Source organism: Escherichia sp. E4702, assembly GCF_963883545.1.
In the GTDB taxonomy this organism is placed as follows: Bacteria; Pseudomonadota; Gammaproteobacteria; order Enterobacterales; family Enterobacteriaceae; genus Escherichia.
Genome location: NZ_CAWORF010000014.1, coordinates 175,882 through 189,411, shown reverse-complemented (window position 1 = coordinate 189,411; position 13,530 = coordinate 175,882). Strand labels below are relative to the sequence as shown.

Annotated in this window: 16 protein-coding genes and 3 tRNA genes; 6 read left to right on the top strand and 13 right to left on the bottom strand. The window is 46.9% G+C overall.

Annotated elements, in window-relative coordinates; genetic code table 11:
- Window positions 1–2: 2 nt before the first annotated feature.
- Window positions 3–1,517 (bottom strand): arabinose ABC transporter ATP-binding protein AraG, encoded by a 1,515-nt coding sequence (gene araG / locus AACU94_RS06960; RefSeq protein ID WP_130218664.1) that lies wholly within the window; start codon window positions 1,515–1,517, stop codon window positions 3–5.
- Window positions 1,518–1,587: 70 nt separating this feature from the next.
- A complete protein-coding gene (araF, locus tag AACU94_RS06955) occupies window positions 1,588–2,577 on the bottom strand; it encodes an arabinose ABC transporter substrate-binding protein AraF (RefSeq protein ID WP_130208541.1) in 990 nt (329 codons plus the stop codon).
- 791 nt (window positions 2,578–3,368) lie between these two features.
- Between araF and AACU94_RS06950 the strand changes: the two genes are divergently transcribed.
- Complete coding sequence (locus AACU94_RS06950) at window positions 3,369–3,872, top strand: non-heme ferritin-like protein (protein WP_130208543.1); 504 nt, start codon at window positions 3,369–3,371, stop codon at window positions 3,870–3,872.
- 82 nt (window positions 3,873–3,954) lie between these two features.
- Here AACU94_RS06950 and yecJ read toward each other — a convergent pair whose 3' ends face one another.
- Together yecJ and azuC are read right to left on the bottom strand one after the other, a co-directional pair.
- Entirely contained in the window at window positions 3,955–4,206 is a 252-nt protein-coding gene (yecJ, locus tag AACU94_RS06945; RefSeq protein ID WP_064529310.1) for a DUF2766 family protein YecJ, read from the bottom strand.
- Between the two features lie 115 nt (window positions 4,207–4,321).
- Complete coding sequence (gene azuC / locus AACU94_RS06940; RefSeq protein WP_010723106.1) at window positions 4,322–4,408, bottom strand: stress response protein AzuC; 87 nt, start codon at window positions 4,406–4,408, stop codon at window positions 4,322–4,324.
- Window positions 4,409–4,661: 253 nt separating this feature from the next.
- Between azuC and yecR the strand changes: the two genes are divergently transcribed.
- Together yecR and ftnA are read left to right on the top strand one after the other, a co-directional pair.
- Complete coding sequence (gene yecR, locus AACU94_RS06935; protein ID WP_135489163.1) at window positions 4,662–4,985, top strand: YecR family lipoprotein; 324 nt, start codon at window positions 4,662–4,664, stop codon at window positions 4,983–4,985.
- Between the two features lie 178 nt (window positions 4,986–5,163).
- Window positions 5,164–5,661, top strand: coding sequence for a non-heme ferritin (ftnA, locus tag AACU94_RS06930; RefSeq protein WP_000917207.1), 498 nt, complete (start codon window positions 5,164–5,166; stop codon window positions 5,659–5,661).
- Window positions 5,662–5,698: 37 nt separating this feature from the next.
- Here the strand turns inward: ftnA and AACU94_RS06925 are convergent, their stop codons facing one another.
- Complete coding sequence (locus AACU94_RS06925) at window positions 5,699–5,938, bottom strand: YecH family metal-binding protein (protein ID WP_130208547.1); 240 nt, start codon at window positions 5,936–5,938, stop codon at window positions 5,699–5,701.
- A gap of 189 nt (window positions 5,939–6,127) precedes the next feature.
- Between AACU94_RS06925 and tyrP the strand changes: the two genes are divergently transcribed.
- On the top strand, window positions 6,128–7,339 hold the full coding sequence (tyrP, locus tag AACU94_RS06920) for a tyrosine transporter TyrP (RefSeq protein ID WP_135489162.1): 1,212 nt from the start codon (window positions 6,128–6,130) through the stop codon (window positions 7,337–7,339).
- 93 nt (window positions 7,340–7,432) lie between these two features.
- On the opposite strand, the gene yecA is transcribed toward tyrP, so the two are convergent.
- The 7 genes from yecA to uvrY form a co-directional block, all read right to left on the bottom strand.
- Window positions 7,433–8,098 (bottom strand): UPF0149 family protein YecA, encoded by a 666-nt coding sequence (gene yecA / locus AACU94_RS06915; protein ID WP_130218660.1) that lies wholly within the window; start codon window positions 8,096–8,098, stop codon window positions 7,433–7,435.
- A gap of 193 nt (window positions 8,099–8,291) precedes the next feature.
- Window positions 8,292–8,378: transfer RNA gene (locus tag AACU94_RS06910), tRNA-Leu, on the bottom strand.
- A gap of 11 nt (window positions 8,379–8,389) precedes the next feature.
- Window positions 8,390–8,463 (bottom strand) — tRNA-Cys (locus AACU94_RS06905).
- A gap of 54 nt (window positions 8,464–8,517) precedes the next feature.
- Window positions 8,518–8,593, bottom strand: a tRNA-Gly gene (locus AACU94_RS06900).
- Window positions 8,594–8,744: 151 nt separating this feature from the next.
- A complete protein-coding gene (gene pgsA / locus AACU94_RS06895) occupies window positions 8,745–9,293 on the bottom strand; it encodes a CDP-diacylglycerol--glycerol-3-phosphate 3-phosphatidyltransferase (protein WP_001160187.1) in 549 nt (182 codons plus the stop codon).
- 56 nt (window positions 9,294–9,349) lie between these two features.
- A complete protein-coding gene (gene uvrC, locus AACU94_RS06890; RefSeq protein WP_130208553.1) occupies window positions 9,350–11,182 on the bottom strand; it encodes an excinuclease ABC subunit UvrC in 1,833 nt (610 codons plus the stop codon).
- On the bottom strand, window positions 11,179–11,835 hold the full coding sequence (uvrY, locus tag AACU94_RS06885; protein ID WP_064529316.1) for a UvrY/SirA/GacA family response regulator transcription factor: 657 nt from the start codon (window positions 11,833–11,835) through the stop codon (window positions 11,179–11,181). The genes uvrC and uvrY overlap by 4 nt, the downstream gene beginning before the upstream one ends.
- Before the next feature lie 338 nt (window positions 11,836–12,173).
- Between uvrY and AACU94_RS06880 the strand changes: the two genes are divergently transcribed.
- Entirely contained in the window at window positions 12,174–12,308 is a 135-nt protein-coding gene (locus AACU94_RS06880) for a hypothetical protein (RefSeq protein ID WP_240726444.1), read from the top strand.
- The gene (gene yecF, locus AACU94_RS06875; RefSeq protein WP_000106474.1) at window positions 12,295–12,519 is read left to right on the top strand and encodes a DUF2594 family protein YecF; all 225 of its coding nucleotides are present in this window, start codon (window positions 12,295–12,297) and stop codon (window positions 12,517–12,519) included. Before AACU94_RS06880 ends, yecF begins: the two co-directional genes overlap by 14 nt.
- Before the next feature lie 66 nt (window positions 12,520–12,585).
- On the opposite strand, the gene sdiA is transcribed toward yecF, so the two are convergent.
- Entirely contained in the window at window positions 12,586–13,308 is a 723-nt protein-coding gene (gene sdiA / locus AACU94_RS06870; RefSeq protein WP_130208555.1) for a transcriptional regulator SdiA, read from the bottom strand.
- Window positions 13,309–13,530: the final 222 nt, after the last annotated feature.

The following is a 13,530-nucleotide window of genomic DNA, read 5'->3' as shown; positions in this document are numbered from 1 at the left end:
ACTCAGGCAACTGCCTGACTGACTTTAGGCATAGCAAGGCTTAGTGCCTGACGCTCATCTGCCTGCTCGTGTAGTAATTCACCGGCGATTTCACCTTCCCGCATAACTACGATGCGGTCGGCGACACCAAGGACTTCGGGCAGGTCACTGGAGGCAAACAGTACCGCCACGCCCTGCGCGGCCAGCGCATAAATCACGTTATAAATTTCATGTTTAGCCCCCACATCGATGCCGCGCGTAGGTTCATCAAGCAAAATGACTTTCATCTCTTCGGATAACCAGCGCCCCAAAATGGCTTTTTGCTGATTACCCCCGGAAAGATTCATGATCAATTGCTCTGCACCTGGCGTTTTGATGTTGAGAGAACGAATGTGGTGATCGGCATTATTGGCTTCCCAGCCGTTGTTGATCACACAACCGCCGTGCACATGTTTGCGACGAGCGCTGATGTTGATATTGTCGCGCACCGAATGCACTGGAATAATGCCCTCCGCTTTGCGATCTTCCGGGCAGAGCATCATGCCCGCGGCAATGGCGTGGCCCGGTTTACGGATATCGATCGGCTGTTGGTCGATATAAACCTGACCAGCGGTAATTTGCGTACCGCCAAACATGCCTTTCATTAATTCGCTGCGCCCTGCCCCCACCAGACCAAACAGACCGACGATTTCGCCACTGCGAACAGCCAGGCTTATTGGCGTACGCACGCCTGGTGCCTTTACCGCATCCAGACGCAACCGCTCCTCGCCGTAGCTGCGCGGTTGCCAGCCGTAGATATCGCCGATGTCGCGACCAACCATTGCCTGTACCAGCGAGTCATGATCTACCTGCTGCATGTCGGTAAAGGTTTTGACGTAACGACCATCTTTAAAGACAGTGATGGCATCGCTGAGCGCAAAAATTTCTTCCATACGGTGAGAAACGTATAAGATCACCCGTCCCTCTTTTCGCAGTTCACGAATGACGCGAAACAGATTGTCTATTTCACGCGCGGATAAGGAGCTGGTTGGTTCATCAAAAGCGATAATTTTGGCGTTACGTGCCAAAGCCTTGGCAATTTCAACCATCTGCCATTGCCCAATGGAGAGATATTTCAGCGGCGTATCCGGGTCAATATCCATACCCAGATGTTTGAGCTGTATCCCAGCTTCATAATTCAGCAGTGAACGATTCACGATGCCGCCTTTATGAGGAAGCTGGCCGAGATAGATGTTTTCCGCGACGGTCATTTCCGGCACGAGATGCAGTTCCTGGTAAATAATCGCGACACCCGCATTCAGTGCTGCGGTTGTATCGGAAAAGGACATTTCCTGCCCATTAATCACTACAGAACCCGTGGTTGGCGCATAGTTTCCACTAAGGATTTTTAAAAGTGTTGATTTTCCGGCGCCATTTTCACCCATCAATGCATGAACCTGACCGGCATAACAGTCAAAACTGATATCCGTAAGCGCCTTGACGCCTGGAAAGGTTTTACCAATGCCGCGAAATGAGAGATACGGGGTAGACTGTTGCATAACGTCTCCGTGAATCACTGGTCGTTTTACACCCCCTCTGCATAACGCAGAGGGGAATTTTTCCGGCAGATTACTTACCGCCTAAACCTTTTTTCTCCAGTTCTTCTTTAAAGTTGTCACGCGTGATCAGCACCACGTCGGTAACTTCAGTGAATTTTGGCGGTTCAACGTCTTTTGCTACCCAGTTGTAAAGCATTTCGCTGGATTTATAGCCATGAACGTCCGGGCTTGGCAGCAGTGAACCATAGAAACCCGTAGCCTGTGCCTTTGACAGTTCACTCACCGCATCCACACCGTTAATACCGATACCGATAATATCTGCGGCTTTAAAGCCCTGACCTTCCGTCGCGCGAACGCCACCCAGCACGGTGCTGTCGTTCATACCGACGATCAACCAGTGTTTAACTTCAGGATGCTGAACCAACATTGAGTTGGCGGCGTCAAACGCCCCCGGAATATCGTTAGATTTGGTAGGAACTTGATAAATTTGTTTTTCCGGGAATCCGGCGGCTTTCAGCGCATCCATAGAACCGGTGGTACGACGACGGGCGGTATCCAGTTCGTTGGCAGTAATCGCCATTACGGCGCTTTCTTTCACATCCCAGCCACGTTTCTGCATCTCTTTATACAGTTCCTGGCCCTGACGTTCGCCAATTTTCGTCGCCGCCATCATCACCAATGGAACGGTATCAACCGGCTTACCTTTGGCATTAACAAACTGATCATCCACGGCAATAACTTTCATATCGTAGCCACGCGCTTTCGCCACGATGGCTGCACCCAATTTCGGGTCCGGAGTACAGATAACAAAACCTTTCGCGCCACTGGCTGCCAGGCTATCAATAGCGTTCAGTGTTTTTTCGCCATCAGGTACGGCTATCTTAATAACTTCAAAGCCTAAATCTTTCCCGGCTTTATCGGCAAACTTCCATTCAGTCTGAAACCACGGTTCTTCTGGTTGCTTCACCAGGAAACCGAGTTTCAAATTTTCCGCCATAGCGGATTGTGACATAACGGCAGCCAGACCGATGGCTGCAAGAGCTTTAGTAAATTTGTGCATGGTTATCTCCAGCTTTAGCATCATTTTGTGTAGGGCAAAACCTAAGAACTTTTGTTAATTCAATCGGAAAACAAAGCATTACCTTTGGCGAAAAGATAAGTGACTGTGTTGGCATAGTTTTAGCGAGAAATTAATTCTCCATAGGAGAGCAATATCACACCGCAGAATTACAGTGAGAACGTGCATGAATTTAGCAATAAAAGACATACGGAAGACGTCAATTGTATGACAAATGAGAAATGACTTAGCAGATTAGTCCATAAGATTAGCCTGGAAATCCTTGTGGCATCATTTGATAGCTCTGGCGTGTCTTCTTTTTAATCTAATTTGCTCGGGCAAGAAGCTGCTCATTACAGCTGAATGGTGAATGATGTAAGAAGAATAAAAACTCCAGACAAAATTCCTTTCGCTGTTAATTATCACCACCTTCATTAATGAAGGATAAATCCATAATGCGAGCATCATCGCAAAACTGAAAAAATAACTGAAAATATAAGAACAGCATCATGAAATTGATAAATTCATTTAATATCAATAACATCCAGAAATTCACAACATTGAGAGTTATTGCAAATCAATAACCCTAATCAATGAAATGTAAAAAAATATAAACTTGGTGATTTAAGGATTTTCTTATAATGCTTCAGACGTTATGCTTATTTCAGATCATCGTCAGAATTGACTCCAGGATCACATTTCGGACCCGCAGAAAGGAATTATTCTGCAAACAGTAATTACGGTGTTTTGATTTATCTTGCACCTCTCGTCTTCTGGATATAAGGATATTAGGTATGGCAACCACTGGAATGCTTCTCAAACTCAACACTCAAATGAACCGCGAGTTTTATGCATCCAATCTCTACCTTCACCTGAGCAACTGGTGTTCTGAACAAAGTCTGAATGGCACCGCGACTTTTCTTCGCTCCCAGGCACAAAGTAACGTGACTCAAATGATGCGCATGTTTAACTTCATGAAAAGTGTCGGAGCGACGCCCATCGTTAAAGCCATTGATGTACCTGGAGAAAAACTGAACTCTCTGGAAGAACTCTTCCAAAAAACGTTGGAAGAATATGAGCAGCGTTCAAGCACGCTGGCGCAATTAGCAAATGAAGCTAAAGAATTGAATGATGATTCTACTGTCGATTTTCTGCGCGATCTGGAAAAAGAACAGCAGCACGATGGCCTCTTACTGCAAACCATTCTTGATGAAGTACGCAGTGCGAAACTGGCCGGTATGTGCCCTGTCCAGACCGACCAGCATGTTCTGAATGTCGTGTCGCATCAGATACATTAATAAAATCGGCGCATAAAAAGATGCGCCGAATACAAAAAAGTGGTGAAAACCGCTGCCTCACATTACTGAGGCAGCGGTTTTTTTAATGGGATTCGTTTTGTGGGGTGAACTTTAGCTCAATCAACGCGATGGCTTTTTGAATAGCGCGCATAGTGACTGGGTCAGCAGCAGCCGGATGGTGAGTAAAATCAATATTCTTCAGCTGGCTGGACATTTTTTCACGTACCTCAACAGGCGCGATCACATCGAGCACGTCGAGAATTTGTTTGATCACCAACTGGCAAGCAACAACATCAGAAACCAGTTCCTGATCGGCATTCAGCGGCTGGGACATCCTAAACTCCTGATAGCATTTTAAAAGCCGTTATAGTAGCGGCTTCCCTTCCTCAACGATAGTCACATCAGCCCGCATCAGGGTACAAAAAAACCTGCCGGAGCAGGTTTTTTTGTTATCTGAACATATTGCCAGGCGGTACGTCTTTGAACGTCTTGCAATAATTATTGAACATGCTTTTCAGGATCTTACGCAGTTTCATCGCGCCACTCCGATTATTTGTTATGCAAATGTTATTGTTCTTGCTACTTATAATATGACATCCATCACAAAAATCAATCTTTATGTGATACAAATCACATAAATACCCCTTTAATGTTACATAAATGATAACCACAAGATGTGTGCGTTCTGAAGAAAGCAAGGAATAGCGCTAATCCGTCGTCTTTTCTGTCCATAACCTGGCTGTGTCCACAAGTACAATACCTGTTTCTTCTCCCTCTTCAGGCTGTGACATGAAACATCTGATAATTGTTTTTTCACTTTTAACAGTAGCGGGCTGTACCGTAACTCGTCAGGCTCACCTGAGCGATGTTGACGCCACGAGTGGCATTGTCCGCCTCGTTTACAATCAGGCTTTTTTACAACACGCCTGCACTGACAACTATCTCGATCAGGGAATCGCGAACCGCGCATGTCAGCAGGTTGGATTTACCCGCGCCTTTGCGTTTGGGCAACCTGTAAGTAACTGTAGTTTGTTTGCAGGATCATTATGTCTGAATACGCAATTTACACTGTCGTATCAGTGCCGATACTTAACACCCTCGGCTTATCAATAAAGATTTTAATCAGCGAGGGAGGCTTCGCTGGTTAATTAACATCACAAATGGCGTTAATGCGTTTTATTCACATTCGCATTTTTAATAATTGAATTTAATATTTTACCTTTTGCAAATAATAAAATAACAAATTATAGTGGCGCCACAGCAACAAATATAACCTTTGTGGAGCACTATCATGCTGAAACCAGAAATGATTGAAAAACTTAATGAGCAGATGAACCTGGAACTCTACTCTTCACTGCTTTATCAGCAAATGAGCGCATGGTGCAGCTATCACACCTTCGAAGGTGCTGCCGCGTTTCTGCGTCGCCACGCCCAGGAAGAGATGACGCATATGCAGCGTCTGTTTGATTACCTGACCGATACCGGAAATTTACCGCGAATTAATACCGTTGAATCACCGTTTGCTGAATATTCTTCACTTGATGAATTATTCCAGGAAACCTATAAACACGAACAATTAATTACGCAAAAAATTAACGAACTCGCTCACGCTGCCATGACTAATCAGGACTACCCAACGTTCAATTTCCTGCAATGGTATGTATCTGAACAACACGAAGAAGAGAAATTGTTCAAATCTATTATTGATAAATTGAGCCTGGCGGGGAAAAGCGGCGAAGGACTTTATTTCATCGATAAAGAACTCTCTACCCTAGACGCACAAAACTAATCTTCTCTGGCGGCAGATTTTCTGCCGCCGTTTCAGATCAGTGACGACAAATCTTACTTTTATCGGTTGAGAACCCCTCTTCGCAGGGAATAAATTTGCCTTTTTCCGCCAAAAAAGCCACCAACTCTCCCGCAGTCATCCCTTCAGCCGAGCAAGTATGAAAACGTGTCTGATCACCAAAACGCGCTTTGATCGCCGCTTCCAGGCTGGCGTGCGTATATTGCTCACCTGATTCAATCATCATATTTAACACTTCATGACCGTGAATCGATTCCATCGTTCCTCCTCAAGAAAAGCATAGCGTAACGATCCCCGCGCCTTATGGCTTTGCGCCAGCTCAGTTCTGAATGCATTTATTGTACATTTTTATTTACACTAGATGTAACGTCGATTTGACGAAGTATAGATAATGCCTTAACCTGCGCCGCAGATATCACTCATAAAGATCGTCAGGACAGAAGAAAGCGTGAAAAACAGAACTCTGGGAAGTGTTTTTATCGTGGCGGGAACCACAATTGGCGCAGGTATGCTGGCAATGCCGCTGGCAGCGGCTGGCGTCGGTTTTACCGTCACTCTGACATTGTTAATTGGCCTGTGGGCCTTGATGTGTTACACCGCGCTGTTACTGCTGGAGGTGTATCAGCATGTCCCTGCAGATACCGGCTTAGGCACGCTGGCAAAACGCTATCTGGGCCGCTACGGTCAGTGGCTGACCGGCTTCAGTATGATGTTTTTAATGTATGCCCTGACCGCAGCATATATCAGCGGTGCCGGCGAATTGCTGGCCTCCAGCATCCGCGACTGGACAGGCATTTCAATGACCACAACCGCTGGTGTGCTGTTGTTTACTTTTGTTGCCGGTGGTGTGGTTTGTGTTGGGACGTCGCTGGTCGATTTGTTTAACCGTTTTTTGTTCAGCGCCAAGATTATTTTCCTGGTGCTAATGTTGGTATTGTTGCTACCACATATTCATAAAATCAATCTGCTAACGCTGCCACTGCAACAGGGTCTGGCATTGTCTGCAATTCCGGTGATTTTTACCTCGTTTGGTTTTCACGGTAGCGTACCGAGCATCGTCAGCTATATGGATGGCAACATTCGTAAATTGCGCTGGGTGTTTATTACCGGTAGCGCGATCCCTCTGGTGGCATATATTTTCTGGCAACTGGCGACACTGGGCAGCATTGATTCAACAACCTTTATGGGACTGCTGGCGAATCATGCTGGATTAAATGGGCTGTTACAGGCATTACGCGAAGTGGTGGCCTCGCCGCATGTCGAGTTGGCAGTGCATTTATTCGCTGATTTAGCCCTCGCCACATCTTTTCTGGGCGTAGCGTTAGGCTTATTTGATTATCTGGCGGATTTGTTTCAGCGTTCCAATACCGTTGGTGGAAGACTGCAAACCGGCGCAATTACCTTTCTGCCGCCACTGGCGTTCGCGCTGTTTTATCCACGTGGTTTTGTAATGGCGCTCGGGTATGCTGGCGTGGCGCTGGCAGTACTGGCGTTGATAATTCCTTCATTGCTGACCTGGCAGAGCAGGAAGCATAATCCACAAGCAAGTTATCGGGTGAAAGGTGGACGTCCCGCACTGGTGTTGGTGTTTATCTGTGGCATTGGCGTGATTGGCGTGCAATTTTTGATTGCGGCAGGATTGTTGCCAGAAGTGGGATGAATGCTTTGCCGTGTATATGGGCATAGTCCAGATTTTTGTCCGCATCCTTAAAACATGGGTGCCAGAGTTAATTCTGACACCCAATATAGCCTCTTAATGCAGGCAGCACTGCTTATATTTCTTGCCACTACCACATGGGCAAGGGTCGTTACGACCAGGTTTTTCTTCAGCTTTAATCGGTTGCTGAACAGCTTTTTCCTGAGGATGCGTCATCCAGTAAGCATGCAAATCAAGCGCCGCCAGTCGAATGGCATCCACGCTTTCTTCAAACGCTTCTGGCGACATCTTCTCTACCCGCTCGAAGTTTTCCTCAGTACCGTGCAGCGCAATCGCTTCAAGCGCCGGTTTTAATGAGTCAGGCAATGCTGACCAGTCAGAAAGCGCAACGCCACGCATATAGCCAAAGCACCACTCTTCGACAATCGTCAGCTCCCTACCGTCAACTTCTCGCAGACCAAATAACGGTTCAAACTGTTCAGGAAACTCGTTGAGGCGCTCTGCAGTATCGGCCATATGTTGAAACGCCAGGTTCATAAAGCGCGTCATCTCTTTCTCTGACGCCCAGCGCGGCACATAATCCGCCCCACCCCACACAGCAACCAGCCACTGTTCGGGTTCAATTTCTTGCGGAGAACTCAACACCGCCGTCAACAAACCGTCCAGCTCTGCCACATCAAGGATGGCGTGGTCTGTGTTGTATTTGGTCAAGATATCATCCAGCCATTCCAACTCACTTTCGTTTAACGGTCCAGTTTTCATACGCTTTTCCTTGTGGATCTCGACTCGCCAGCGCCTATCTTACATGTCGGTCTGGCATAGAGATACTTTTCGAGTGGATTACCCGGAGGTTAAAAATCAGAGAGGGTGTAACGACAAGTTGCACATACAAAAAAACCACCCGAAGGTGGTTTCACGACACTGCTTATTGCTTTGATTATTCTTATCTTTCCCATGGTACCCGGAGCGGGACTTGAACCCGCACAGCGCGAACGCCGAGGGATTTTAAATCCCTTGTGTCTACCGATTCCACCATCCGGGCTCGGGAAAAATTGGAGGCGCGTTCCGGAGTCGAACCGGACTAGACGGATTTGCAATCCGCTACATAACCGCTTTGTTAACGCGCCAAATTCTTTAGGCTTTTCAGCCAGACACCCGCTTAATGCCGATGCCTTTTAAACTGGAGCGGGAAACGAGACTCGAACTCGCGACCCCGACCTTGGCAAGGTCGTGCTCTACCAACTGAGCTATTCCCGCAATCATCAAGCAATCAGCTAATCACTTGATTTTATTATCGTCTGGCAATCAGTGCCGCCGTTCGATGCGTTGCATTCTACTTACCTGACGCGTTGAGTCAACGATATTTTTCACCACTTTTGATCGTTTGCTGAAATTTGCGTCGAAACGATCACTGATCAAGCAAATCTGCGCGAGCAGCGCTCAAATATTGCAACATTGACCAGAGTGTCAGCACCGCAGCCACAAAGAAAAGAGCAATACCGGCGTACTCAACCCAAATATTCGGGCGCCACAGCAACCAGGCCAGCGCGACCATCTGGGCAGTCGTTTTGACTTTACCAATCCAGGATACGGCCACACTGCTACGTTTACCGAGTTCAGCCATCCATTCACGCAGAGCAGAAATGATAATTTCACGGGCAATCATCGTTGCCGCCGGTAAGGTCACCCACCAGCTATGATAATGCTCGGTTACCAGCACCATGGCGATGGCGACAAGCACTTTGTCTGCTACTGGATCAAGGAAGGCACCAAAACGAGTACTCTGGTTCCAGCGACGCGCCAGAAAACCATCGAACCAGTCAGTCACCGCCGCGACGCAGAAAATGAGCGCGGCAGCAAACGGCGACCAGGTAACAGGTAGATAAAAAACCAATACAAAGAATGGGATAAGGATGACACGGAACAGTGTGAGCAACGTAGGGATATTAAATTGCATAATGACGGGTAACTATCTGTTGTCAGTAAGATTACCCCTATGTTGCTACAGAGACATCAATGTTTCAACGACCAGAAGATCTTTTCTGCCAGACCTTGCGAAATACCCGGCACTTTTGCAATTTCTTCGACGCTGGCGTTACGTAAACCTTGCAAACCGCCCATATATTTCAACAACATTTGTCGACGTTTTGGCCCGACGCCTTCAATGGTTTCCAGGGTGCTGGTATTTTTGACCTTCGCCCGTTTTTTGCGATGTCCGCCAATCGCATGATCGTGTGATTCATCGCGAATATGCTGGATGACGTGTAACGCAGGCGAATCTGGCGGTAAGCTAAAGCCCTCTCCTTCAGGCTCGAAGAACAATGTTTCCAGCCCAGCCTTACGGTCGGCCCCTTTGGCAACGCCAAGTAACAACGGATGGTTTTTATCCCAAGGGACGTCCAGCTCGGCGAAGACATTTTTCGCCTGCGCAAGTTGTCCTTTGCCACCATCAATCAGGATCACGTCCGGAATCTTACTGTCATCGATGGCTTTACCATAACGCCGACGCAGCACCTGATTCATCGCCGCATAATCATCGCCCGGCGTAATGCCATTGATGTTATAGCGCCGATACTCCGCACGCAGTGGGCCATTAGCATCAAACACCACGCACGAGGCAACGGTTTGTTCGCCCATCGTATGGCTGATATCGAAACATTCCATCCGTTTCACTTCCGGCAATTTCAACACGCTGGCAAGCGCTGTCAGTCGCTGATGAACGGTTGATTGCTGCGAAAGTTTGGTGGTTAACGCTGTTGCTGCATTCGTCCGCGCCAGTTTCAGGTAACGCGCCCTGTCGCCACGCGGTTTGGTCTGAATGTTAATCTTGCGCCCCGCCAGTTCTGATAATGAATCGGCGAGCAGCGTTTTATCGCTAAGATTAAAATCGAGCAGGATCTCTCCCGGGAGAGTGCGCATCTGGCTGCCCTGTAAATAGAACTGACCAACAAAGGTTTCCACGACTTCGCCCAGTTCCGTACCGCCCGGCACCTTCGGGAAATAGCTACGGCTACCGAGCACTTTGCCCTGACGAATAAACAAAACATGGACACATGCCATGCCAGCATCGAACGCCACGCCAATAACATCAAGGTCGTCGCCCGTATTAGAGACAAATTGTTTTTCGGTGACGCGTCGCACCGCCTGAATTTGGTCGCGAATACGTGCCGCTTCTTCAAACTCCAGATTCTGGCTGGCTGTTTCCATGCGGCTAATCAGTTGCTTAAGCACCTGATCGTCTTTACCCGATAAAAACAGGCGCACATATTCAACCTGCTGGGCATACTCTTCTTCGCTAACCAACCCGGCCACGCACGGCCCAAGACAGCGCCCGATCTGGTATTGCAGACATGGACGCGAGCGATTGCGATAAACGCTATTTTCGCACTGGCGAATGGGAAAAATCTTTTGCAACAACGCCAGAGTTTCACGCACCGCATAACCATTCGGGAACGGGCCGAAATACTCTCCCTTGGCGTGCTTCGCACCGCGATGCATCGCCAGACGTGGATGTGTATCGCCACTGAGGAAAATAAAGGGGTAAGATTTGTCGTCGCGTAACAAAACGTTGTAACGCGGCTGATAGAGTTTGATGTAGTTGTGTTCCAGCAATAATGCTTCGGTTTCAGTATGAGTCACCGTGACATCGATTTGCTGGATCTGGGCGACCAACGCTTCCGTTTTGCGCGAAGCGAGATTGCTACGGAAATAGCTTGAAAGCCGTTTTTTCAGGTCTTTCGCTTTACCGACATAAATAACCGTACCACCAGCATCATACATGCGATATACGCCCGGCTGGCTGGTGACGGTTTTTAAAAACGCTTTTGCGTCAAACTGAACACTCACTGACTTGTTAACGTCTCCGCATTACACAAACCATGGCGAATAGCCAGGTGAGTCAGCTCAACATCGCCATGAATGTTTAATTTACTGAACATACGGTAGCGATAGCTGTTCACCGTTTTCGGGCTGAGATTAAGCTGTTCTGAAATCTCATTGACCTTCTGGCCTTTGGTAATCATCAGCATAATCTGTAATTCGCGTTCAGACAAACTGGCAAATGGGCTTTCTGTTTTTTCTGGTTCGATCTGGCTTAACGCCATTTGTTGCGCAATGTCAGAAGCAATATAACGCTGCCCAGAATAGACAGAACGAATCGCGCTCACCACCTCCTGCGGGGCCGCACCTTTGCTTAGATAGCCCGCAGCGCCAGCCTGCATAACTTTTGCTGGTAAAGGGTTTTCGGTGTGAACCGTAAGCATGATGATTTTGACATCTGCGGTTGAACGGGCGATTTTACGCGTCGCCTCAAGGCCGCCAATGCCAGGCATACTCATGTCCATTAGCACCACGTCGACGGAATTTGCCCGGCACCACTTAACGGCATCTTCACCACAGGAAGCCTCACCAACGACTTTAATACCCTTTATATCTTCCAGAATGCGTCGTATCCCTGCGCGCACCAGTTCGTGGTCATCAACAAGTAGAACGTTGATCAAAGGAATATCTCCAGAAATAGGGATAACGCTACTGATAGTTAGTCATCCGTATATTAGCGGGTTTTATTGCAACTTTGAAACGTTAAAAATGGTGGGTATTCGATTTTTCTCTCATTTTTGATAATTCGATTGTCCGCAGTTATGGTCACGTCCGTCACCAAAAAGCTTCCGCAGCGTTGTAACCTGCCGGTTAGACTGAAATGTGACAAAAATTGACTTCATTCAGCACAAATGAAAAATCATCAGCATGAATATGTAACATTAATTAACTCAATAAATACGCACAAAAAACATTCATGATATAAATATTTATTAACCACTATATTAACTAATTTAATATCAATCATGATTCAGTGACCAAAAAACAACCACTGCTATTTTTAGCAAAGCTTATGGTATACTCCGCCGCCTTAACATTTTTTACTGCAAATTTTCATTGCAACATGACGAGGAAAATAAATGAGTACGCCTGATTTTTCTACTGCCGAGAATAATCAAGAACTGGCAAATGAAGTCTCCTGCCTGAAAGCGATGCTGACGCTGATGCTGCAGGCGATGGGACAAGCTGACGCGGGCCGCGTGATGTTAAAGATGGAAAAACAGCTTGCGCTGATCGAAGACGAAACCCAGGCTGCGGTATTTTCCAAAACGGTTAAGCAAATTAAACAGGCCTACCGTCAGTAATATAAAACCGGCTGAAAGCACACCTTTCAGCCGGTTTTACACCTGGCACGCAGAATGTAATAGAGGTCATATTAAGCCAGTTGCGGCGGCGTAACAGGCAACCTGGGTCTTATTCGGCGCGTTGATTTTTTTCTGCATGTTTTTCTGATGAAAATTAACCGTGTTCTCGGAGATTGACAAGATCATCGCAATCTCTGCCGATGTCTTACCTTCCGCTGTCCATTTCAAAATTTCCTTTTCCCGCTTACTGAAATTCATCTCCGGCGTCATCACTATTTGATCATTTAAACGCATCAGCGCCATCAGACTTTCGCGCACCAGTAGCTGCATTTTTAATTGCAGTTCATCACTAAGAACAGGTATTTCGCGCGTACTGCTACGAGAAAATGACAAAAATCCCAACGCCCGGTTCGGTAGCATTAAATACTGAGTAACTCCCCTGCGTAAACCATGTGCACGCGCAGCCTCCCATAATGGCTGGGCTTCACTGAATAAGTCATCATTCCACAATAAATGGCCCTGACTGAAGTTTTCAGGGTTGAGCACGGGATCAATAGCGAGAAAGTTTTTTGCCTGATAATAACTAACCCACGACTCAGGGTAATTGGTGTAGAAAGCCACTTTGGGTCGCGTGAATGGCACCGGGTGGCGAACACATAACGAATAGTAATCGTACTCGAGCTGCTGAGCCTGAAGCTCTATTTCATGGTAGACCTCTTCTGCGGCCTCCATCCTCTGAAAGCGCGACAGCATTGTGCGACGCCAGCTAAAAAAATCCGTATCCTGCATAGTAAACCGCAATGCCCCTGAGAGTGAGTATCATTTATACTGAAAACTCAAGCTATCACATAAATAAGATTTATATATAATTTATATTATTCAGATAATGAATTACTTTTGCAAGACATCGCATTCTCTTATGTTATTAATGAGTTATGCTGATTTATTGACCGTTTATTGAGTCTTCAGAAGAGTGGTTCGCCCCGGTCACTAACTCACCGGGGCTGATTT

Excerpts from the sequence above, each read along its gene's own strand:
- araG (WP_130218664.1), bottom strand. The coding sequence starts at position 1,517 with ATGCAACAGTCTACCCCGTATCTCTCATTTCGCGGCATTGGTAAAACC.
- araF (WP_130208541.1), bottom strand. The coding sequence starts at position 2,577 with ATGCACAAATTTACTAAAGCTCTTGCAGCCATCGGTCTGGCTGCCGTT.
- AACU94_RS06950 (WP_130208543.1), top strand. The coding sequence starts at position 3,369 with ATGGCAACCACTGGAATGCTTCTCAAACTCAACACTCAAATGAACCGC.
- yecJ (WP_064529310.1), bottom strand. The coding sequence starts at position 4,206 with ATGTCCCAGCCGCTGAATGCCGATCAGGAACTGGTTTCTGATGTTGTT.
- azuC (WP_010723106.1), bottom strand. The coding sequence starts at position 4,408 with ATGAAACTGCGTAAGATCCTGAAAAGCATGTTCAATAATTATTGCAAG.
- yecR (WP_135489163.1), top strand. The coding sequence starts at position 4,662 with ATGAAACATCTGATAATTGTTTTTTCACTTTTAACAGTAGCGGGCTGT.
- ftnA (WP_000917207.1), top strand. The coding sequence starts at position 5,164 with ATGCTGAAACCAGAAATGATTGAAAAACTTAATGAGCAGATGAACCTG.
- AACU94_RS06925 (WP_130208547.1), bottom strand. The coding sequence starts at position 5,938 with ATGGAATCGATTCACGGTCATGAAGTGTTAAATATGATGATTGAATCA.
- yecA (WP_130218660.1), bottom strand. The coding sequence starts at position 8,098 with ATGAAAACTGGACCGTTAAACGAAAGTGAGTTGGAATGGCTGGATGAT.
- pgsA (WP_001160187.1), bottom strand. The coding sequence starts at position 9,293 with ATGCAATTTAATATCCCTACGTTGCTCACACTGTTCCGTGTCATCCTT.
- yecF (WP_000106474.1), top strand. The coding sequence starts at position 12,295 with ATGAGTACGCCTGATTTTTCTACTGCCGAGAATAATCAAGAACTGGCA.
- sdiA (WP_130208555.1), bottom strand. The coding sequence starts at position 13,308 with ATGCAGGATACGGATTTTTTTAGCTGGCGTCGCACAATGCTGTCGCGC.